This is a genomic window from Qipengyuania gaetbuli, assembly GCF_020171365.1.
Classification (GTDB): Bacteria; Pseudomonadota; Alphaproteobacteria; order Sphingomonadales; family Sphingomonadaceae; genus Qipengyuania; species Qipengyuania gaetbuli_B.
In genome coordinates, this window is record NZ_JAIUZO010000002.1 from 2,073,483 (window position 1) to 2,094,286 (window position 20,804).

The 20,804-nt window shown below is 64.8% G+C and carries 23 protein-coding genes; 13 read left to right on the forward strand and 10 right to left on the reverse strand.

All coding sequences use genetic code 11. The features are described 5' to 3' along the window. Positions 1-38 precede the first annotated feature (38 nt). The 3 genes from LCL94_RS10755 to LCL94_RS10765 are packed head-to-tail and all read left to right on the forward strand — an operon-like array spanning position 39 to position 3,517. Complete coding sequence (locus LCL94_RS10755; RefSeq protein ID WP_224832195.1) at positions 39-2,132, forward strand: malate synthase G; 2,094 nt, start codon at positions 39-41, stop codon at positions 2,130-2,132. A gap of 24 nt (positions 2,133-2,156) precedes the next feature. Beyond that, positions 2,157-2,681 carry a hypothetical protein gene (locus tag LCL94_RS10760; protein ID WP_224832196.1) on the forward strand — a complete coding sequence of 175 codons (525 nt, stop codon included), beginning with the start codon at positions 2,157-2,159 and terminating at the stop codon, positions 2,679-2,681. A gap of 59 nt (positions 2,682-2,740) precedes the next feature. Beyond that, positions 2,741-3,517 carry a DUF2189 domain-containing protein gene (locus LCL94_RS10765; RefSeq protein ID WP_224832197.1) on the forward strand — a complete coding sequence of 259 codons (777 nt, stop codon included), beginning with the start codon at positions 2,741-2,743 and terminating at the stop codon, positions 3,515-3,517. Here the strand turns inward: LCL94_RS10765 and rsmA are convergent. The 4 genes from rsmA to LCL94_RS10785 form a co-directional block, all read right to left on the reverse strand. Beyond that, a complete protein-coding gene (gene rsmA, locus LCL94_RS10770) occupies positions 3,514-4,338 on the reverse strand; it encodes a 16S rRNA (adenine(1518)-N(6)/adenine(1519)-N(6))-dimethyltransferase RsmA (protein ID WP_224832198.1) in 825 nt (274 codons plus the stop codon). The genes LCL94_RS10765 and rsmA overlap by 4 nt on opposite strands. Continuing rightward, positions 4,331-5,311, reverse strand: coding sequence for a 4-hydroxythreonine-4-phosphate dehydrogenase PdxA (gene pdxA, locus LCL94_RS10775; protein ID WP_412070778.1), 981 nt, complete (start codon positions 5,309-5,311; stop codon positions 4,331-4,333). The genes rsmA and pdxA overlap by 8 nt, the downstream gene beginning before the upstream one ends. Positions 5,312-5,340: 29 nt before the next feature. Next, complete coding sequence (locus LCL94_RS10780) at positions 5,341-6,693, reverse strand: peptidylprolyl isomerase (RefSeq protein ID WP_224832200.1); 1,353 nt, start codon at positions 6,691-6,693, stop codon at positions 5,341-5,343. A 145-nt stretch (positions 6,694-6,838) separates the two neighbouring features. Further along, entirely contained in the window at positions 6,839-9,193 is a 2,355-nt protein-coding gene (locus LCL94_RS10785) for an LPS-assembly protein LptD (RefSeq protein ID WP_224832201.1), read from the reverse strand. A gap of 100 nt (positions 9,194-9,293) precedes the next feature. On the opposite strand from LCL94_RS10785, the gene LCL94_RS10790 reads away from it, so the two are divergent. From LCL94_RS10790 to LCL94_RS10815, 6 genes are all read left to right on the forward strand, one after another. After that, positions 9,294-10,754 (forward strand): leucyl aminopeptidase, encoded by a 1,461-nt coding sequence (locus LCL94_RS10790; RefSeq protein ID WP_224832202.1) that lies wholly within the window; start codon positions 9,294-9,296, stop codon positions 10,752-10,754. A gap of 25 nt (positions 10,755-10,779) precedes the next feature. Continuing rightward, positions 10,780-10,926, forward strand: a complete 147-nt coding sequence (locus LCL94_RS10795; RefSeq protein ID WP_261388682.1) for a DUF2256 domain-containing protein — start codon at positions 10,780-10,782, stop codon at positions 10,924-10,926. After that, the gene (locus tag LCL94_RS10800; RefSeq protein ID WP_224832704.1) at positions 10,923-11,366 is read left to right on the forward strand and encodes a DNA polymerase III subunit chi; all 444 of its coding nucleotides are present in this window, start codon (positions 10,923-10,925) and stop codon (positions 11,364-11,366) included. Before LCL94_RS10795 ends, LCL94_RS10800 begins: the two co-directional genes overlap by 4 nt. Before the next feature lie 111 nt (positions 11,367-11,477). Next, on the forward strand, positions 11,478-11,930 hold the full coding sequence (locus LCL94_RS10805; RefSeq protein ID WP_224832203.1) for a hypothetical protein: 453 nt from the start codon (positions 11,478-11,480) through the stop codon (positions 11,928-11,930). An 87-nt stretch (positions 11,931-12,017) separates the two neighbouring features. Beyond that, on the forward strand, positions 12,018-12,440 hold the full coding sequence (ndk, locus tag LCL94_RS10810) for a nucleoside-diphosphate kinase (RefSeq protein ID WP_160606337.1): 423 nt from the start codon (positions 12,018-12,020) through the stop codon (positions 12,438-12,440). A gap of 85 nt (positions 12,441-12,525) precedes the next feature. Further along, positions 12,526-12,966 carry a nuclear transport factor 2 family protein gene (locus tag LCL94_RS10815; RefSeq protein ID WP_224832204.1) on the forward strand — a complete coding sequence of 147 codons (441 nt, stop codon included), beginning with the start codon at positions 12,526-12,528 and terminating at the stop codon, positions 12,964-12,966. A gap of 15 nt (positions 12,967-12,981) precedes the next feature. Here LCL94_RS10815 and LCL94_RS10820 read toward each other — a convergent pair whose 3' ends face one another. Genes LCL94_RS10820 through purM form a run of 3 tightly spaced genes read right to left on the reverse strand, consistent with a single transcriptional unit; the run spans position 12,982 to position 15,243 of the window. Further along, complete coding sequence (locus LCL94_RS10820) at positions 12,982-13,188, reverse strand: hypothetical protein (RefSeq protein ID WP_224832205.1); 207 nt, start codon at positions 13,186-13,188, stop codon at positions 12,982-12,984. Next, positions 13,188-14,153, reverse strand: a complete 966-nt coding sequence (gene purN, locus LCL94_RS10825; RefSeq protein ID WP_224832206.1) for a phosphoribosylglycinamide formyltransferase — start codon at positions 14,151-14,153, stop codon at positions 13,188-13,190. Before purN ends, LCL94_RS10820 begins: the two co-directional genes overlap by 1 nt. After that, positions 14,146-15,243, reverse strand: coding sequence for a phosphoribosylformylglycinamidine cyclo-ligase (gene purM / locus LCL94_RS10830; RefSeq protein WP_224832207.1), 1,098 nt, complete (start codon positions 15,241-15,243; stop codon positions 14,146-14,148). The genes purN and purM overlap by 8 nt, the downstream gene beginning before the upstream one ends. A 132-nt stretch (positions 15,244-15,375) precedes the next feature. Here purM and LCL94_RS10835 point away from each other — a divergent pair, with 132 nt between their 5' ends. Genes LCL94_RS10835 through LCL94_RS10850 form a run of 4 tightly spaced genes read left to right on the forward strand, consistent with a single transcriptional unit; the run spans position 15,376 to position 18,297 of the window. Further along, a complete protein-coding gene (locus LCL94_RS10835; protein ID WP_224832208.1) occupies positions 15,376-16,584 on the forward strand; it encodes a heavy-metal-associated domain-containing protein in 1,209 nt (402 codons plus the stop codon). A 16-nt stretch (positions 16,585-16,600) separates the two neighbouring features. Next, the gene (locus LCL94_RS10840) at positions 16,601-17,218 is read left to right on the forward strand and encodes an ATPase (RefSeq protein WP_224832209.1); all 618 of its coding nucleotides are present in this window, start codon (positions 16,601-16,603) and stop codon (positions 17,216-17,218) included. A 27-nt stretch (positions 17,219-17,245) separates the two neighbouring features. Continuing rightward, complete coding sequence (gene epsC / locus LCL94_RS10845; RefSeq protein WP_160606344.1) at positions 17,246-17,947, forward strand: serine O-acetyltransferase EpsC; 702 nt, start codon at positions 17,246-17,248, stop codon at positions 17,945-17,947. Continuing rightward, on the forward strand, positions 17,947-18,297 hold the full coding sequence (locus LCL94_RS10850) for a DUF2794 domain-containing protein (RefSeq protein WP_224832210.1): 351 nt from the start codon (positions 17,947-17,949) through the stop codon (positions 18,295-18,297). The genes epsC and LCL94_RS10850 overlap by 1 nt, the downstream gene beginning before the upstream one ends. A 19-nt stretch (positions 18,298-18,316) precedes the next feature. Here LCL94_RS10850 and LCL94_RS10855 read toward each other — a convergent pair whose 3' ends face one another. From LCL94_RS10855 to LCL94_RS10865, 3 genes are all read right to left on the reverse strand, one after another. Beyond that, a complete protein-coding gene (locus LCL94_RS10855; RefSeq protein ID WP_224832211.1) occupies positions 18,317-18,706 on the reverse strand; it encodes a hypothetical protein in 390 nt (129 codons plus the stop codon). 72 nt (positions 18,707-18,778) lie between these two features. After that, positions 18,779-19,837 (reverse strand): hypothetical protein, encoded by a 1,059-nt coding sequence (locus LCL94_RS10860; RefSeq protein WP_224832212.1) that lies wholly within the window; start codon positions 19,835-19,837, stop codon positions 18,779-18,781. A gap of 71 nt (positions 19,838-19,908) precedes the next feature. After that, positions 19,909-20,736, reverse strand: coding sequence for a DUF4328 domain-containing protein (locus LCL94_RS10865; protein WP_224832213.1), 828 nt, complete (start codon positions 20,734-20,736; stop codon positions 19,909-19,911). Positions 20,737-20,804: the final 68 nt, after the last annotated feature.

Sequence of the window (20,804 nt, forward strand, 5' to 3'; positions counted from 1 at the left end):
GGGTCCACATTGCCGCTATGCATACCCAAGGGAGTTCCATGACAGAATACGTGACGCGCGCCGGTATCGAGATCGACCCGGCGCTGGCCACCTTCATCGAAACCGATGTCCTTGCCCCGCTCGGGCGGGATGCAGGCGCTTTCTGGCAGGGTTTTGCCGCGCTGCTCGGCGAATTCGCGCCCCGCAACCGGGCGCTGCTGGCAAAGCGCGACGATTTGCAGGCGAAGATCGATGCATGGCACAAGGACCGTGCCGGCCAGAAGGTCGACCAGGCCGAATATCAGGCCTTCCTGCGCGAGATCGGCTACCTTGTCGTCGAACCGGGCGAGTTCGCCATCGGGACGCAGAACGTCGATCCCGAAATCGCCACCATGGCAGGGCCGCAGCTGGTCGTACCGATCCTCAACGCCCGCTTCCTGCTCAACGCCGCGAATGCACGCTGGGGCAGCCTTTACGATGCCTTTTACGGTACCGATGTGCTCGATGCGCCGCCCGCCAGGCCTGGCAGCTATGACGAGGAACGCGGCGTAGCGGTGATCGCTGCCGGGCGCAGCTTCCTCGACGAGGCTCTGCCGCTGGTCGACCAGAGCTGGGTCGATCTGGCCAACGAGCACGACGGCAAGCTCAAGGACGAAAGCCAGTGGGTCGGGCATACCGAAAAGGGCCTGCTGTTCCGCAGCAACGGCCTCCACATCGAGGTCCAGTTCGACCGTGACCACCCGGTCGGCAGGACCGACAAGGCAGGCATTTCCGACATCGTCCTGGAAGCCGCGCTGACCACCATCGCGGACTGCGAGGATTCGGTCGCGGCGGTCGATGCAGAGGACAAGCTCGTCGCCTATACCAACTGGCTCGGCATCATTCGCGGCGACCTGTCGGAAAGCTTCGAAAAGGGCGGCCGGACGCTCACGCGCATGCTGTCGGGGGACAAGGTCTACACCGGACCGGATGGCGAGGAGCGCAAGCTGCCCGGTCGCAGCCTCATGTTCGTGCGCAACGTGGGCCATTTGATGACCAATCCCGCCATGCGCTGGGACGGCATGGAAATCCCCGAGGGCATCATGGATGCTGTCGTCACCAGCGCCATCGGCGCGCACGATGTCGAAGGGCTGGGCAAGTACGGCAACAGCCGCTGCGGCTCGATCTACATCGTGAAGCCCAAGATGCACGGGCCGGAGGAATGCGGTTTCACCAACGACCTGTTCGACGCGGTTGAGGACTTGCTCGGCCTGCCGCGCCACACGATCAAGGTCGGGGTGATGGACGAGGAACGCCGCACTTCGGCGAACCTCGCCGCCTGCATCCATGCGGTGAAAGACCGCATCGTATTCATCAATACCGGCTTCCTCGATCGCACCGGCGACGAGATCCGCACCTCGATGCGTGCCGGAGCGATGATGCGCAAGGGCGAGATGAAGTCCTCCGCCTGGCTTAAGGCCTATGAAGCGCGCAATGTCGGTATCGGCCTGCGTCACGGGCTGTCGGGCCGCGCGCAGATCGGCAAGGGCATGTGGGCCGCGCCCGACCTCATGGGACAGATGATGATCGAGAAGATCGGCCATCTGCGCGCAGGTGCCAACACTGCCTGGGTGCCGAGCCCGACTGCAGCGACGCTCCACGCGATCCACTATCACCGCGAGGACGTGTTCGCGATCCAGCAGGGGTTGGGCGACGTGCCCGCTCTCGACGATCTCCTCACCATTCCGCTGGCAGAGGGTACCAACTGGTCCGAGGCGGAAATCCGCGAGGAACTGGACAACAATTGCCAGGGCCTGCTCGGCTACGTCGTGCGCTGGATCGACCAGGGCGTGGGCTGTTCCAAGGTGCCCGACATCAACGACGTCGGCCTGATGGAAGACCGCGCGACGCTGCGCATTTCCAGCCAGCACATCGCCAACTGGCTGCTTCACGGTGTCATCTCCGAAGCGCAGGTGATGGACAGCCTGCGCCGCATGGCCGCCAAGGTCGACGGACAGAACGCGGGCGACCCGTTCTACGAACCGCTGCTGCAGAACGAGGACGGTCCGGCCTTCAGTGCGGCTAGGGACCTCATCTTCAAGGGCGTCGAACAGCCGAGCGGCTATACCGAGCCGCTCCTCCACGCTTGGCGACGGGAGAAAAAGGCGCGATAACAGGCGCCTGAGAGGAGGGGCGCCGTGGGGGACATGCTCGAAAGCATCTACATGACCGTGGTGAGCACGGTCAGCCTCGTGGGCATGTTCTTCATCCTCTATCTCATCATGCGGGCGACCACCTCGCGCTGGCGGGAGTTCGAGGCGCTCTATCCTGCGCGCGATATCGGCAAGCCGGTCTTCACCGAGAAAGCGGGCGCGATCCGTATCGCGCAGCCGGGCTTCCGTTTCGGTCACCTGTCGGGCGATCTCAAGTCGCGCGTCTACCCGCCCGTGACCTTCGACCTCTATAACGAGGGCTTGGCGCTGTCGGTGATGCCGCCGTTCAAATACGGTTGCCGCGACCTGTTCCTGCCGTTTGCGGAGATGACGGTCGAACCAGCCCCGTGGACCATTGGCAAAGGCGACTACGGCCTGCGGATGGAAGGTGTCGAGGGCATCGAGATTCAGGCCTACAGCACCACTATCGCCGCGCTGGCCGAGCATTCGGAAGTGCTCCGCCTGATGGTGAAAAGGGCGGACCTGCTGCGCGAACAGCGCGATACTTGATGCTGGCGAGAAGCTGTAGCAGACTACCTGCATAACGGGGTTTGCGGGGAGAGAGCTTCATGGAAGCGACAACAGACGCGCCGATTGCACCGGTCAGGGTAGCCAGGAACCTGGGATTTTCCGATCTCGCGGCGGCCCTGAAAGCCGGCTTCGCGGACTTCATCGCCTGCCCACAATATGGCCTCTTCTTCGCCTCCATCTATGTAGGCGCGGGCCTGTTCCTCGCCGTGGCCCTGTTCCAGTGGGGCGAGCCTCTGTGGCTCATTCCCGCCTTTGCCGGATTTCCGCTGGTGGCGCCTTTTACCGCGGTCGGCCTCTACGAAGTCAGCCGCAGGCGCGAGGCGGGCGAGCCGGTGAAATGGGGCGCCGTCCTCGGCGCGATCCGGGGCAAGGGCGATGAACAGCTCATCATGATGGGCGGCATCGTCTTCGTGGCCTTCAGCTTCTGGATGATTATCGCCCACGGTATCTTCGCGATCTTCATGGCGGAATCGGGCGTCGGGGAATCGCTGGAGGCGTTCACGACTCCTGCCGGCATGGCGATGCTGGCGGTCGGCACGCTTGTCGGCGCAATCCTCGCGCTGGCATTCTACGCGGTGACGGTCATGAGCCTGCCGATGCTGGTCGACCGGGAAGTCGATTTCCTGACGGCGATCATTACCAGTCTTGCCGCATTCCGGTCCAACCGGCCGATGCTGATTATCTGGGCGGCGATTATCGCCATTGCGCTGATGGCTGCGATGATCCCGGCATTTCTGGGCCTGTTGGTCCTGCTGCCGGTTTTTGGGCACGCGACCTGGCACCTTTACCGCCGCACCGTGCGCGACGCGGACTAGTTCGTCAGCGCGCGCGTCAGTCCGACGAACTCCGCGACCGACAGCGTTTCTGCCCGTCGCTGGGGATCGATGCCGATCGCCTCGAGCGCCTCGACCGCGCCTGACACGCCCTTGAGGCTCTGGCGCAGCATCTTGCGGCGCTGGCCAAAGGCAGCTTCCGTCAACCGTTCGAGCACGCGGGCGGAGACGCCCTCGGGCATGGTGCCGGGCGTTACATGGACGATGGCGCTCATCACTTTTGGCGGCGGGGTGAAGGCGCTGCGGTGGACCTTCATCGCCATCTTCGCCTCCGCGCGCCACTGGGCGAGCACGGCAAGACGGCCGTAGGCCGAACCGCCTGCTGGTGCGACGATACGCTGGGCCACTTCCTGCTGGAACATCAGCGTCAGGCTGGTCCAGAGCGGCGGCCATTCCTCGCCAACGAGCCAGCGCACGAACAGCGCGGTGCCCACGTTATAGGGCAGGTTCGACAGGACCGCGAAGGGTTCGCCGCCCATCAATTCGGCATGGTCGATCTTCAGCGCGTCGCCTTCGATGACGCGTAGCTGGCCCGGAAACGCCTCGCCCAGTTCGGCAAGCGCGGGAAGGCACCGGCGGTCCATCTCGATGGCAGTGACGCGCGCTCCGGCTCTCAGGAGGGCGCGGGTCAGGCCGCCGGGGCCGGGACCGACTTCGAGAACCTGCTTGCCGGAAAGGTCGCCGGGGATGGCCGCGATCCGGTCGAGCAATTGCTCGTCGAACAGGAAGTTCTGGCCCAACGCCTTCGATGCGGAAAGGCCGTGGCGCGCAATGACTTCGCGCAAGGGGGGCAGGTCAGCCATGCGCGGCGCGCCTGCGTGCCATTTCACCCGCCATCCGCAGCGCTGCGATCATCGCGCCGGGATCGGCCAGGCGCTTGCCCGCGATGTCGAAGGCGGTGCCATGGTCGGGGCTGGTGCGCACGATCGGCAGGCCGAGTGTCACATTGACGCCCTCGTCGAAATCGAGCGCCTTGAGCGGGATAAGCGCTTGGTCGTGATACATGGCGAGCGCCGCGTCATAGGACTTGCGCGCGCGGGGCGTGAACAGTGCATCGCCGGGGTGCGGACCGGTCACTTCGAGCCCTTCGGCGCGCAGGCGGGCGACGGCCGGCGCGATGATTCGCTGTTCCTCGTCGCCGAACCGTCCGTCCTCGCCTGCGTGTGGGTTGAGGCCGCAGACCGCCAGCCTCGGGTTTTCGATGCCGAAATCGCGTTTGAGAGAAGCGTGGACGATGCGCGCGCGGTGGCAGATGAGGTCCTCGCTCAGCCGATCCGGCACTTCGGACAGTGCGCAATGGACGGTCAGCGGTACGGCGCGCAGGCTCGGGCCGGCCAGCATCATCACCGCATCGCGCTGGTCGAGCCCGCAGGCGGCGGCAAGATACTCCGTCTGGCCCGGATGGTCGAAACCCACGCGGGCCAGTTCGCCCTTGGCTATCGGTGCGGTGACGACTGCGCCTGCCTCGCCGCGAAGGGCCAGCCCGGTCGCCTGCTCCAGCGACTGCAGGGCAAGGCGCGCGCCGCCTTCGTCAGGCTGGCCTGGGCGAAAAGGTGCGTCCTCAAGCCCGAGCACAGGCAGCGCCCGGTCGAAAACCTGCGCCGCATATTCCGGCCTCGCGATCCGCTCTACCGGCACCGAAAGGCCGCGTGAATGCGCTGCGGCACCAAGCACGCCTGCACCGCCCGTCACGAAGAAGGGCGCAAGTCCTTCTGCCCGGCGGTTAGACCAGGCTGCGGCGATGATTTCCGGCCCGATCCCCGCAGGGTCGCCCAAGGATACGGCGAGGGGGAGCGGGGCCGGCGTCAATTATATTCGATATAGGCGTCGTTGCGCAGGTCGCGCAGGTAACGCTGCGCGGCGCGGTTGATACGCTCGTCCTCGATCTGCTGCATCAGCGTGTCGAAGTCCGGCCCTGCCTGCACTTCCGGATCGTCCCGGCCGCACAGCATGAGCACGCGCACACCGTCCTTCGCATCGCCGAAGGGCGGGGTCATCTCGCCGATGTTGAGGTTGAGGATCAGCTGCTGGAGTTGCTCGGGAAGCGCGCGGGCACGCAGCTGGTCGTTGTCGACCACGCTGGCACCGATCGAATCCGCGATCTCGTTCGCGCTGCCGCAACCGCGCATGGTTTCGAGGCCCTGCAGGAAACCCTGCAGCTTGGCTTCGTTCTGCGCCTGGGTGGCGTTCGGGTCGAACTGGATCTGGATCTGCTTCAGGCTCAGCATCGCGTCGCGCGGATCGGCGGTGAGCACTTGGCGCTTCTCGATCAGGTAGAGAATCGAATAGCCGCCGGGGATGGCAATCGGGCCGACCAGCTGGCCGGGCTGCATTTCCCGCGCAACCGCTTCGAGCTGTGCATTCTTGAGCTGCGGCAGGCGGATCCAGCCAAGGTCGCCGCCAACGGCAGCGGTGGACGCTTCGGAGAACTGGCGCGCATAGGCGACGAAGCTGCCGCCCTGGCGCAGCTGCTCCACGATCTTCATCGCGTTGGCTTCGACCGCGGCCTGGTTTTCAGGCGTTGCCGAGAGATAGATTTCGCCAAGGCGGTATTCCTCGGTGCCCTTCGAGGCTTCGAGGCGCTGCATGAGCTCGTTCACTTCTTCGGCCGACACGTTCACGAAGAAAGCGACCTTCTGGCGCAGCAGGCGCTGCCAGGCGAGTTCGCCGTGGATCTGGCGCTTGAGCGAGGCCGGCGCGGAGCCGATGGAGCGCAGGTAGCTGTCCATTTCCGCGAGCGGGCGTTCGTTCTGCGCGGCGAGACGGGCGTAGGTCTGGTCGATTTCCGCCTGCTCGATCTTGATGTCCTCGGCTTCGGCAGCCTGGATTTGCAGGGTCTCGTCGATGAGATTGCGCAGGACCTGTGCGCGCACGCGCTGCATTTCCTCGGGCGACATCTCGCCCCGGCTCGCATCGACGAGCAGCGCCACGCGCTGATCGAGATCGGTGCCGGTGATGACGTGGCCGTTCACCACCGCGGTCGCCTTGCGGACGTTCGGGTCGGGATTGGTCAGCATGGTGACCTGTTGCGGCAGGTCGAGCGTGTTCGCGGTCACGCTGGCTTGCGCAAGCAGTCCTGCCGGGCTGGCAGCGAAGGCAAGTGCGGCGGCGACCGGTGCGGCAGCGCCGCAATATTTGGCAAGCAGTTTTGCGTTCACGCGTCTCAAATCCAGTTGCGGCGCGGCCAGCGCGCCCGGGTAGTTCCGGCCTTTGCCGCACAGCGGCTTAACCGTAGCTGATTGGTGGGCGCGGATAGCGCGTTTGCTCCGCGCTGCCAACCACGCCCGGCCAAGCGATCACCGCCTATCTGAAGCCCAGGTTCTTGAGGCTGAAATAGAGCTGGAAGGTATCGCCTCGTTCCGCGTCGCCTGCGGACACGTAATCGCGCCGCCATGTCAGGCCCATTTCGAGGCAATCGTCCTGGTAGGCAACGCCAAGGCGCGTGCGGATCGGCTGGAATCCGTCGCTCGACAGGGTCGGGTCCTCGTCGCGATTGGTGAGGTTGAACACGCCCGATCCGAAGACCGACCAGTAATTGGCGATCGAGACGCGGGCAGCCGCGCGCAATTCCTCGCGGTCCTGGAGGTCTTCCACCGTCGTGATGTCGCGGTTGAGGCGCAGGTAGCCGACTTCCATGTAGGTCTTGCTGGACCCGACCGTGGCATCGAGTTCGTTCCGGCGGACAGCGAGGTTGTCCTTGTCGAGCCTAAACCGGTGGGTGAACTTCACGAAATCGCGGAAACGCAGTTCCGTGCGGCCCACGATGTCGCTGACACGTTCTGACAGGCCTGTGCCATCGGGGAAAATCTCGCGGTCGGCATCCAGACGGTAAGACTGGCCGAGCGTCGTCTTGATCTCCCAGCCGGGGCGGCGCAGCTCCCAGTCGAAGCCATAGGTCACGCGCGCGCCGTCCTCGACCCGGTCATACCCGGGGAAGCGGTTGAGCGCGAAGAGGTTCGAGTCTTCCAGGTCGATTGCGCGTGCATCCTCGTTGGGGATGGCAAGGTTGCGGATCGGAGGTGTGGCGACCAGCTGGACGCGCGGAGTGAAGACCTGCGTTCCGCCGAAAAGTTCGCCCACGAAGGGCCATTGCACGTCGATCGCGCCCAGCGCCACGCCGCGTGCCTGCCAGCCGGTATCCCCGCGATAGGAGACGGTCTGGGTCAGATCGTTCTGGTCGGAATGGTAGACATCGCCGCGCAGCATGCCGGTAACTGTCACCACCTGTCCCATGCCGGTGACGCGCCTGAGGTCCCATTGCGCCTTGGCAAAGGCGCGCTGCGTGTCCTGTCCGATGTCGCGGGTGATGGCGAGCGTATTGGCCTGCAGCAGGACATTGCCGCCCAAAACCGGATCGTCGAGCTTCAGCCGGTAATCGAGCACGGGCAGGGCGATCGGTACCTGCCCCTGGTCCTGGTTCAGCCGCAGCGTCTGCGTGGCCCAGCCGGCCAGCGAGAAATAGGAGTTGCGGTCGATCCGCTCCAGTTCGACCATGGACCGCAGGCGGTCGTCGCGGCTGATGTCGTAGCGGCGCAGGAAGGTCCGGTCACTGGCGAGCCGGATCGAACTCGTCAGGCTCCATTCCGGGGTGAACTGGAAAGTCCCGTTGGCAAAGACGTAGCCACGCGCTTCGCTGTCGAAGGACTCATTGCTTCCGGCAGCGGTCAGGCGGCGGCTGTGCGTGGCATGGCCGGTAATCTGGTAGGCACCCTTGTCGGTGAGGTGGCGCCACTGCGCGGACACCATGGGCGGCGCTTCGGTGAAGACATAGCCCGAAACCGTCAGGTCCTTGCTGTCGTCGAAGCGGATGTAATAGCTGCCCGAAACCTCGACGCCGTTGCTTTCCGAAATCCGCAGGTCGGGCACCAGGAAACCGCTGACCGCGCCGCCGTCGGTGCGAATGGCAAGGCCCGGAAGGGGAAGCAGCCGGGCACCGAACAGTTCGAGGTAGGCGCCCCTGAACCGGACTTGCGAATCGGCGGGGTCGTAAATCACCCGCTCGGCAGTGATGCGCCAGCTGGGCTCCTTCGGGCAGCCGTCCGGCGATACCACTGCGCAGGCGCTATAGGCGGCCTGCTCGAGCGAGATGGTGCCGTCGGTCTCGCGAATCCCGCGATTGGCGGCAAGCCGGCCGCCCTGGCGCAGGGCCAGGAGCAGGTTCTCCAGCGCACCGGCCTCGAACTCGTCGGTCAGCTCGACCTGGTCGGCGAAGAGCTGGTTGCCGTTGTCGTCAACGAAGCGGACGTTGCCGGACGCGACAATGACGCCGGTGCGCCTGCTCCAGCTGACGCTGTCCGCGCGTACCGACCGTTCGCCAGAACGCAGCACCACATTGCCTTCGGCCGTGACGATTTCCGCGTCGGCATCATAGCTCAGGATATCGGAGGCAAAGGCGATCTGCCGTTCGCCCGCCTCGTTGAATTCGGGTCCGGGTGGCGGGTCGAGCTCGCTGGCCGGCTCAAGCAGCTCTACCTCGCGGGCGAGCGGCGGCGGGAGGTCGCTCGGCGCCTCGCCCTGCGGTTCCTCGACCGTGCCGGTTCCAGTCGCTGCTCCGTCCTGCGCAGCCAGCGGCGTTGCCGCCATGAGCGCAACGAGACCCGCACCTGTCCCCAGGGCGTGCAACAGGGCAGGGCGCGAAGTCCGGGGGTGCTGGCGCATGGCTTGCCTATCGCACCGCCCACGCCTAATCGCAATCGCCATCCTTGGCGGCCCGGCAGCGAGCGAAAGGGCCGCTTCAGACAGATTTCCGGGAGTTTCCATGCACATCCAGTTCAGCCAGACCCTACCGCAAGCGGCGCGCCTCATTGCGCATGTCGTCGACAAGGGCAAGCTTCCCTCGTCGCTTCCCGCTGCAATGCGTGCCGGCGCGGACGCCGCGCGGTTCAAGGGCAATACCGGCCAGACCTTCGATGGTTTCATCGAAGCCGCGGATGGCGCTGCACGGCTGGCGCTGGCGGGTTCGGGCGAGGCTTCGGACGATGCACGCCTCGCCAACCTTGAGAAAGCGGGCGCAGCGCTCGCGGCGAAATACCAGTGCAGCGGGGACGAGGAACTGGTCCTCGACTTTACCGAGAACCGCCTCTCGGCCGAAGAAGTCGGCCATGTCCTGCTGGGCCTGCGCCTGCGCAACTGGCGCTACGACATCTATCGCACGAAGATGAAGGACGACCAGAAGGTCACCTTGAAGAAAGTCACCGTCGTCGGAGCACCCGACGATGCCGACACGGCATGGAACGAGCTGACGGCGCTTGCCGAAGGTGTCGAATTCACGCGCGAACTGGTGACCGAGCCGGCCAATATCATCTACCCCGAAACCTTCGTCGAACGCTGCCAGCAGCGCTTTGCGGGTACGGGTGCGGAATTGATCGTGCTCGATGAAAAGCAGATGGAAGAGCTCGGCATGGGCTCGCTGCTCGGCGTCGGCCAGGGCTCGGTGCGCGAATCGCGCATCCTCGCCATCCGCTGGAACGGCGGCGAGCCGGGCGAGCGTCCGGTCGCCTTCGTCGGCAAGGGCGTGACCTTCGACACCGGCGGTATCTCGATCAAGCCGGGGCCGGGCATGGAAGACATGAAGTGGGACATGGGCGGCGCCGGCGCGGTTGCGGGCGGTATGCTCGCCCTCGTCAAGCGCAAGGCCAAGGCCAATGTTGTGGGCGTCATGGGTCTCGTCGAGAACATGCCCGACGGCAATGCGCAGCGCCCGGGCGACGTCGTCACCTCGATGAGCGGACAGACCATCGAAGTGCTTAACACCGATGCCGAAGGCCGCCTGGTGCTGGCCGACGCGCTGCACTGGACGCAGCAGGAATTCGAACCGACCCGCATCGTCGATTTCGCCACGCTGACCGGCGCGATCATCATCTCGCTCGGCAATGAATATGCCGGCCTGTTCTCCAACGACGACAGCCTTGCCAAGGACCTCATCGAGGCGGGCGAGGCGACCGGCGACACCATGTGGCGGATGCCGCTGGGCAAGGCATACGACAAGCTGATCGACAGCCCGATCGCCGACATGAAGAATATCGGCGGCAAGGGAGCAGGCTCGATCACGGCGGCACAGTTCCTGCAGCGCTTCATCGCCGACGACACGCCCTGGGCGCACATCGACATCGCCGGGAAGGCGTGGTCGGACAAGCCGGGCCGGACCTGGGGCAAGGGCGCCACGGGCTACGGTGTGCGCCTGATCGACCGGCTGGTGTCGGAAACCGTCGAAGGCTGATCGAAAGGGCGATCCCATTCCCAAGATGCGCCGAAAGGGAGACCTGCCGACCAAGGTCTGCGAGGCCTGCGGGCTCCCTTTCGCCTGGCGCAAGAAATGGGAACGGGACTGGGACAACGTCCGGTACTGTTCGGAACGGTGCCGGCGCAGCAAGGGCAAGGCCAGCGCATGACCCGGGTGGATTTCTACCAGCTCAGCCGTGACCCCGTCGACGTGACCGTCGTGAAGCTGGCGGGTAAGGTCCTGCAGGCCGGTGAACGGCTGCTGGTGGTCGCTGCCGATCCCGCGCTGCGCGAACGATTGGGCAAGGCGCTGTGGGCAAAGGGCGGCGGCAGTTTCCTCGCCAATGGCTCGGCCGATGCGCCCCATGCCGCGCGCCAGCCGATCCTCGTGTCCGACGGCTGTGCGGCGCCGAACGAAGCCTCCATGGCGATCCTCGCCGACGGTGTCTGGCGGGAAGAGGCGACTGCCTTTGCGCGCGTTATGCTGCTGTTCGACGAGGCCGCGACAGAAGCGGCGCGCAATCTCTGGCGCGAGCTTGCCCCGCGCGAGGATATCGACAACCGGATCTTCAAGCAGACCCCCGAAGGCGGCTGGCGCGAGGGGCGCTGAGGCGCGCAGGAACACAAGCGCCTCCCGCCCGTCATCAGGTGTATGGGGCGATTTCTGATACCTGCGGCAATGATGGCCATGCTGATCTCCGCTTGTGAGAGCGAAGAAAGGGTGACGCGCACAGAAGAAGGCCCTTCTGCTGTGGCGGATGCCGGCGGCAGCTATACGGTTGACCGCGCAACGGGCGAGGTCCGCGCCACGCACACCGATGCCGAGGGAGTGACCACGACCCTCGCCGCAGGCGAAAGGGTCGATCCGGGGCTTCCCGCACCCTTTGCACTACCGCGCGGCGCGACGGTCATTCGCGCAACCCGCGTCGAGCAAGGCGAGGGCAGGCTGGTCACGGTCGAATTCACCAGCGACATGGGAGTGGTGGAACTGGCGGACTTCTATCGTACACTCGCGACGTCGAGTGGTTTCGATCTCACGTCCGACCTTCCCGGAAAGGCAGGCGCAATCCTCGCCGGACGCAAGACGGCAGGCGCAATGACGTTTACACTCCAGGCCAAGCCGCAGGATTACGGCACCGATGCGCAGATCACCGTCGGGCTGGGCATCGGCTAACAAGCTTGCTCGCGCGCCCTCCCGGCGCTAGGGGCGCGCCCGAGAACTCTCTCCCCCATAAAAGACACTTCGCAAGGAACACACATCATGGCGGTTACCCGCACCTTTTCGATCATCAAGCCCGATGCCACCCGCCGCAACCTGACCGGCGCGGTCACCAAGATGCTGGAAGACGCCGGCCTGCGCGTCGTTGCTTCCAAGCGCATCCACATGACCCGCGAACAGGCCGAAGGCTTCTACGCGGTCCACAAGGAACGCCCCTTCTTCGGTGAACTGGTCGACTTCATGATCTCGGGTCCGGTCGTCGTGCAGGTCCTCGAAGGCGAAGACGCCGTGAAGCGCAACCGCGACGTGATGGGCGCCACCAACCCGGCCGATGCCGACGAAGGCACCATCCGCAAGACCTACGCCGAATCGATCGAAGCGAACTCGGTCCACGGTTCGGACAGCGACGAAAACGCCAAGATCGAAATCGACTTCTTCTTCAACGAAGACGAAATCGTCGGCTAACATTTGTTGGCTTTCGGGGAGATCATCCCCGGGGACTCTGACGAGTTAGGTAACGGGCGCATCCTCTGGTAGGATTGCGCCCGTTATGATTCCCGCGATTCTCCCCTCTACCCGGGAGCGCAGGCGTCACGTGCGCGCCGTGCAAAGCTTTCGGGATGCCCTAAACCGGCGAGACATGGATGCCGTGCGCAACCACGTGGCGCCGGGAATTGTGGTGCACGACCAGTCGGGACACCGGATCGAGGGGCGGGAGCGGTATCTCGCCATGCAGGATTCGTTTTTGAAAGCGGCGGGGTATCCGACCATCATTCTGGTCTCGGTCGAGCCCAATCGGGACGAGGTCCTGGTCCGCGGCCATGTCGAAGGCGGCGACGAGCGTGTGAACGGCACTATCATGTGGCGCGTCAGCTTCGAGGGCACTTCGATCTCGCAGATCGAGATCACGCGCAATCCCGACGGTATCAGCCTGCCGCGTTTCGCATCGGTATTCAGGAAGAGGGAAGAGCGAGCGACCAGCTTCGCCTGACGGCTGATCGCAACTCTATTGGGCGCCGTCGCCACCCCGGCCTGCCATCCACCGTTTCACGAGAAACCGGAGAAGGTGCGCGCCGGCAAACGCGCCTGCGACGACCAGCACAGCCTGCAGCGGGTTCACTTCTTCCTCGAAACCGGCATCGCCCTGGACCGCGATCATCACCAGCGCAGCTGCTGCGAGGATGAAGAAAAGGTAGGGGGTGATGCGCTGCATCAGAATTCCTCCGCTGCGTTCAGCAGCTTGGCCAGCCGCGCAGGGGCGACGCTGCGCCAGCTGCGTTCTAGCCAATCGGCAACGTGATCCCAGTCGATACCCGGCCGGTTGAGGATCACGCCGATCCAGCCGCTCGCGCCGTAGTAGGCCGGTTTGAAATAGGCATGGGGCTGCGCTTCGACGAGATCGAGCAGTTCGTCCATGCTACCCGTTTTCACCAGCAGCGCGATGTGTTCCGATCCGTGGTGCTGGTCGTTGAAATAGGCGAAATACTTGCCCGATTTCTCGCTGCCCGCACGCCAGCCGGGCGAACCATGGCTCTCGCGCTCGTGTGTCTCGGGCAGGGCGAGGGCGAGGGTGCGAACCTTTTCCAGAAGATAGCCCGGATCGCTTCCGCGCGAGACGTAATCGGACAGGACGCGCGGATAGAGCTGGTGCTCGGCGAAGCGGACCCGTTCCGCGAGGCTCTCCGCCGTCTCGCCAGCACGGATCGCGACGGACAGGCTGCCCAGCACCTCGCCGGCGTCGAGTTCCTCGGTCACCAGATGGACCGAGACGCCGCCATGGCTGTCACCCGCCTCGATCGCGCGCGCATGGGTGTCGAGACCGGGATATTTCGGGAGTAGCGAAGGGTGGATGTTGAGCATCCGTCCTTGCCAGCGGGACACGAATTCGGGGCTGAGTATCCGCATGTATCCGGCGAGAACGATATATTGCGCCCCGGCCTCCTTCGCGGCTTTCTCCATGACGGCATCGTGGTCCACTCGCGTCATGCCGCGGTGGGAGCGGGCAAAGGTCGGCACGCCCTCGGCCGAGGCAAGCGTAAGGCCCTCTGCATCGGGATCGTTGGCCGCGACGAGGCAGACCTCGTAGGCACTGTCTGGCAGCAGGCTCGCATAGAGCAGCGCGGCCATGTTGCTGCCGCGCCCTGAGACAAAAATCGCGACCTGCGCCTTGTCAGCCAAGGTGCACGGCCTCCCAGTCGGATTTGCCGGACCAGGTACCCTGCGACCCGCGCACGGTGCAGCCCTTCTGGCCTTCGACGATGCGGCCGACCGCGAGCACGGTTTCGCCGGCCTCTTCGAGGCGCGAGCGGACGATTTCGACATTGGCCGGATCGACCGCCAGCACCATGCCGACTCCGCAATTGAAAGTGCGGGCCATTTCGGCCGGCTCGATATTTCCCTGTGCCTGCAGGAACGCCATCAGTCCGGGCTGTTCCCAGCCGTCGGCGTCGACTTCAGCGTGAGCGCCCGCAGGCAGGACACGCGGGATATTTTCCAGCAGGCCGCCGCCGGTAATGTGCGCCAGCGCGTCGACAAGTCCGTCGCGCACGATCGGAAGCAGCGTCTTCACATAGATGCGGGTCGGCTCGAGCAGTGTCTCGGCGAGCAGGCGGTCCTGGTCGAACAGGGCAGGGCGGTCGAGCTTCCAGCCTTTGTCTGCCGCAAGTCGGCGGACCAGCGAGAAGCCGTTCGAATGGACACCCGAACTGGCGAGCCCGAGCAAGATGTGGCCGGGTGCCACGCGTTCGCCGGTCAGCTGTTCGCCGCGCTCCACGGCTCCCACGCAAAAACCGGCAAGGTCGTAGTCACCTGCCGCGTACATGCCCGGCATTTCGGCGGTCTCGCCGCCGATCAGCGCGCAGCCGGCCTGCTTGCAGCCTTCGGCGATGCCCGCGATGACGCGTTCGGCAATGCCGTTCTCCAGCTTGCCGGTGGCGAAGTAGTCGAGAAAAAACAGCGGCTCTGCACCCTGCACGATCAAATCGTTCACGCACATTGCGACGAGATCGATGCCGACCGTGTCATGCCGGTTCGTATCGATCGCCAGCTTCAGCTTCGTGCCCACGCCGTCATTGCCAGCGACCAGCAAGGGGTCCCTGTATCCGGCCGCCTTGGGGTCGAAAAAGCCCCCGAAACCGCCGATTTCGCCGTCTGCGCCGGGGCGCATGGTCGCCTTCACCAGCGGGCCGATCGCCTTGACGAGCGCATTGCCCGCATCGATCGAAACGCCGGCCTGTTCGTAGGTATAGGACTGGTTGTCGCTGCTCATGTTTGCCCCCTTGCGCATTCGCGCTTGGATTTCCAGAAGCGATTGGGCAAAAGGCGCGCTGTTTTCCCCATGCGGCACCTTTTTTCCCTTTCCCGATCCAAGCGCCTCGCGCTCGTTGCATCCGGCCTGGCCATGGCTGGCGGTGCCGGCTGGCTTGCGCTCGCCCAAGTGGGTGGCGAGCGCGGTATCGCGCCGATCGCTGCTTCCAGCGACATAGAGGTTCTTGGCATCGAGGTCGATGTGAAGGCCGATACGGGCCTCGAAGCGCGCGACAAGGCGTGGGTAGAGGCGCAGGTGAAGGCCTGGGAAAAGATCGACGGGCCCAAGCTGCCGGATTCCGAAATCGCCAGCCTCGTCTCCGCCATCGTGGTCCAGCGTGAGCGCCTCGGCCCCAAGCGCTACATTGCGACGCTGGGCGTGGTCTTCGACCGTGCCCGGGCTTCGCGTTATCTCGGTACCGAAGGGCAGGCACAGCGCAGCGCACCGATGCTGCTGCTGCCGGTCACAATGTCCGGCGGCACGGCCATGGTCTACGAACAGCGCAATCCCTGGCAGCGCGCCTGGGCCGAGTACCAGGCCGGGGCAAGCCGGATAAACTATGTCCGTCCCGCCGGTGCAGGCGGCGATTCCCTTCTGCTTACTTACGGCCAGACCGGCCGCCGCAGCCGCGTGTGGTGGCGCGATATCCTCGACGATTTCGGGGCAGCCGACGTGCTGATCCCGATCGCCGACCTCCATTACACCTTCCCCGGCGGTCCGGTAGAAGGGCGCTTCACCGCGCGGCATGGCCCCGACAGCGAATTCCTCGCATCGTTCGAACTGCGCGCGGACAGCCCTGCGCAGCTGCCGCAAATGCTTGCCCAGGCAGTGACGCGATTCGATGCCATCTTCACCCGTGCGCTGGCCGACGGCACGCTGAAGCCCGATCCGACGCTCAATATCGGCATGGGCGACCTCGACCCGCGGATAGCGCGCCTCGTCGAGCTCGGCCGCCGCCTGAAGGCGCAGGATGCCGTGGCCGAACAGCGGAGCGAGGTTCCGACGGAAGAAAGCGACGGCACCATCACCGCCGCGCCTATCAACACGCCCCCTCCGGAAGGGTCGGTCGCGCTTTATACCGTGCAGGTGGTCACGCCCGACGCGCCTTCGTTCGACGATGCCATGGCGGGTATCCGCGGCGGTAACGGGGTTCGCGCCATCGGCGTGCGCAGCACTGCTATCGGCGGCACCACCGTCCTCACTGTCAGCTACGCCGGATCGATCGGCCAGCTGGCGCAGGCCCTTCGCGACCGCGGTTTCACGGTCCGACAGGGGAGCAACGCGCTGCTTATCAGCCGTTGATGGACCGGGTTTTCGCATGGCCCAGTCCCAAATCGCCCTTCCGCTCCTGCATCCCCGTTCCGGTGAGCCGGAACGCATAGTGGTCGGTGCCGGCAACCGCTCGGTTGCCGAGGCGCTTGCACGGGCAGAAGACTGGCCCTTTCGCACCGCCGTACTTGCCGGCCCCCCGCGGTCGGGCAAGTCGCTCTTCGCCCGCTGGTTCGCCTCGCACACCGGTGGCGGGGCGATCGACGATGCGCAGGGCCGCGACGAGACCGAGATATTCCACGCCTGGAACCGCGCGCAAGAGGACGGTTACCCCCTGCTCCTGACGGTGGGAGAGGGCGGATGGGACATTGCCCTGCCGGACCTGCGCAGCCGCATGGGCGCTGCCCTGCAGCTCGAGATCGGCCCGCCAGACGATGAAATGGCCGCCGAACTCATCCTCAGCCAGGCCGCCCAGCGCGGTCTCTCGCTTGGCGAGGGCGCGCCCGCCTATCTCGTCCCGCGCATGGAGCGGTCTTACGCGGCAATCGAGCGGATCGTGGCCGAGATCGACCGTTTGAGCCTTGAACGGATGGCGCCCGCCACCATGTCGATATGGCGCGATGCGCTGGAAGCCGTGCAGGGCCCCGAGCAGGGCCGCTTGCTTTAAACCGCCCTTGGTGGGAGAATTACCCCGATGCTGGAACGGCTGATTGCCTATCTCGACAGCGTGAAAGCACGCGATCCCGCACCGCGGAGCCGGTGGGAAGTCCTGCTGTATCCCGGCGTCTGGGCGCTGGCCTATCACCGCGTCGCACACTGGCTGTTCGAGGCGGAGCTCTTCTTCCTGGCGCGATTGGTGAACCATTTCAGCCGGATGGTGACGGGGATCGATATCCACCCCGGCGCCAAGATCGGCCGCAATTTCTTCATCGACCACGGTTTCTCCGTTATCGGCGAGACGGCCCATATCGGCGACGATGTGACGATCTATCAGTGCGTTACGCTCGGCGGCACCAATCCGGCCAACGGCAAGGGCGGCAAGCGCCACCCGACCATCTCCGATGGCGTCATTATCGGCTCTGGCGCGCAGGTCATCGGCCCGATTACCGTAGGCCGGCGTGCCCGTATCGGCGCGAATGCCGTGGTGACTGACGACGTGCCCGAAGGCGCCACGATGATCGGCCTCAAGGCCCGAAGCACGCTGGTTCCGGCAGAGGACTGGCTGAAGGAATTCATCCCCTACGGCACGCCTTGTGACGATCCATGCGCCGAAACCAGCGGTCCGGCGCGCGATTGCCTCGAGAAGCTGGAAGCCGAACTCAAGACCCTGCGCGAGGAAGTCGCAGCCCTGCGCGCCGAGCGTGAACCTGCACAGCGGAGCGGGACGGACGATTGATGAATTTCCTCGGTGACAAGATCGTCGCCTTTCCCGGCCGCAAGCCGCTGCAAGTGGGGTTCACCCGCGAGGAACTGACCCGCATCCTTGATCTTTATGGCCGGATGGTCGCAGCCGGGCAGTGGCGCGATTATGCGATGGATTTCAATCGCGACATGGCGAGTTTCGCAGCCTTTCGCAGGACCGCCGAACGCCCGCAGGCACGCATCGAGAAGCGACCTGCCCTGCGCGCCAAGCAGGGTATGTGGACGCTCTATGGCGAGCACGGACAGATCCTGAAGCGCGGCCACGAGCTGGCAGGCGTCATGGCCCCGGTCGAGCGGCGGCTGATGAAAGCGGTCGACGACTAGGGGTGCCGCGTGCTTCTCATCACCTGCGATAGAGAAACGCCGTGGTGATGATCGAGGGGAAGATCAGGCCCTTGAGATAGGAAAGCGGGTGACGCCCGACAGTGAAATCGGCGGTGACTGGTGCGAAATGTGCCCAGTAATGCGTTGCGATAAGGCTCCCGATGCTCAGCCACATCATCCAGAGAGCGAAACGCTTCCCGAGCAGGACAAGGGTGAGGCTGACGATGATCGCGGCCCGCAACACGCCTTGTATGCCATTGTAGAGCGGGCCGCTGGCCGGATCGTGCGAGTTGCTGAAATCCGCCAGCATCGTGGTGTGATAGAAAATCAGCAGACCGGCGAGCACGAGTATCACGAGGCTCTGGAACAGGCGAAGGGGGCCTTCCCTTGCGGCCGACAAGATATGCATTCGCTTTCGCTCCACTCTTGAAAAAAGGCCCGCGTCGAAACGCGGGCCTTCTTTTTTCCAAAACCGGGCCGGTCAGGCCGTGGCAGGCAGCCTCGTCTTGAGGTCGGCCGGAAGGCCTTTCACCACGGCGCGGCGGATCGGGGTCCACAGTGCCGAGAGGGTCAGCAGTGCCGACCCGATGACGAGAGCTGTAAGCGCGAAGTTCAGCTCCACCGCACCGAATTCCCTGAACAGGAAGGTCAGGGCGATCAGCACGTAGGCGAGAGCCGAGACGAGCAGCGCACGACGGTCGACGGCAAGGGCGACGAGGCCGAAGCCGATATAGACCATCAGCACCAGCACGGCAGCAAGGGCACCGATATTCTCGCCCTCGGTCACGCCGATCAGGGCGAAGATCGGGTGAGCGATCATCGGTGCGGCAAGCAGGTGAAGCCAGAAGGCGACATCGCTGCGGCGCGTTTCGCGCGTGGGATCGCTCATGTCCCAGCGCATGGCGAAGCCGAAGATGACGAGGCCGACCGCAAACACGAGGCCGAGGATGATGTTCTCGATATTCGCCGTGTCCGGACCGATCGCCGCGACGATCAGCGCGATGGCTGTTCCGGCCAGTGCGGCGGTACCTGCAGCAATGGTGATAGGCACCATGAAGCGCTTCCAATGCAGCCAGGCCGCACCGGCGGTAAGCAGGCCGGAACCGGCGAGCAGCAGCATGCCGAGCGTGTCGTTGGGCGCCACATCGTTCAGCGTAGCGATGATCAGGCCGACGAAGGTGAGGAATGTCCCCATCACGAAGGCGAGCAGCAGGATGATGCTGGGCAGCGCCATCCGGCGCTTGGCAGTGAAGAATTCGGCCAGCATCCAGGCCGTGCCGGCAACCATCGCCGCCGAGACGGGCGAGGGGCCGTCATTGCTCGACCAGATGGCATCGCCGATGGCCGCCATGGCAACCAGCATGATCACGACGCCGATGCTGACGAAGATGTCGTTGAAGCCGGTGATGAGGCGGAAATGTTCCGCATCTGCCGGCACTGCGTCGCGGCTGGATGCAACATGGGCGCGCAGGGCATCTGCCGCGTCCTTGCTGATCGCACCCGCCGCGACGGCGGAGTTCAAGTCTTCCTGGCTATACATAAGCCCTTCTCCCCGTTGAGAAGGGTAGAGGTATAGCCTTGGTGTATTAATACGTCAATACGCCTAGGTCTTCAGGTGCCGATGATGGTGACCGTGGGCCGTGCCGGTGCGGCGTCCGCGAGGGCGCTCGTATCGACCTGCGGCAGGTATTCGGCCTGTGCAGTCGTGATGGAGCGGGTGAGCCTGCCGAAAAGCCATGCCGAGCCCAGCAACAGGATCATCGCGAAGGCGATGATCGTGAACTCCATCCATATCGGCGTCATGATGACGAGATTGGTCCCCACATCGAGCGCGAATTTCACGATCATGGCGCTAAAGATGAGCATGCCGACCATCATCGCGGTCCACCATGCAGTGACGTCCTCGACCGGGCTGTGGGCGAAGTCTTCCTCTTCCCCGTGACTGCGGTTGTGCAACTCGCGCATCGATTCAAACGGCAGGAAGAGATTGGCGACCGGGATGAGATAGGCCGCAGTGGCCAGCGCCGGGCTGTATTTGCTCTTGATTCCGACCTGCGCCAGATTGCTGTTGGCCCGAAACACCCAAAACAGCGCTGCGCCGACGAATAGCAGGCCTGAAAGGAGCAAGACGACAAGACTGATCACCCCGGGCGCGTCGGGCTTCATCGAATCCTCGGACGGCATGAAGCGGCCCTGGATAAAGAAGGCGCTGCTCGAGCGGTTGTATTGCTGATCGATCGCGCGTTGCTGAAGCTGGTAGCCGTAATAGGTGTTCTGCCGGCTCAGCTCCTCGATTTCTGCGATCCGCTCGTATTCCTGCTTTACCGCGATCCCGCCCAGCACGAGCTGAGCGATACCGGCCAGCAGGACGACAATGGCGCTGATGCGCACCACCAGCGACGAGGTGCGCAGCGCGCGCAGTCCGTTTTCGAGATTCATGCGACCCCCCAAAGAAAAACCCCGCGCCGTTCTGCAACGGCGCGGGGTTTCCCGCAATATAGGACGGC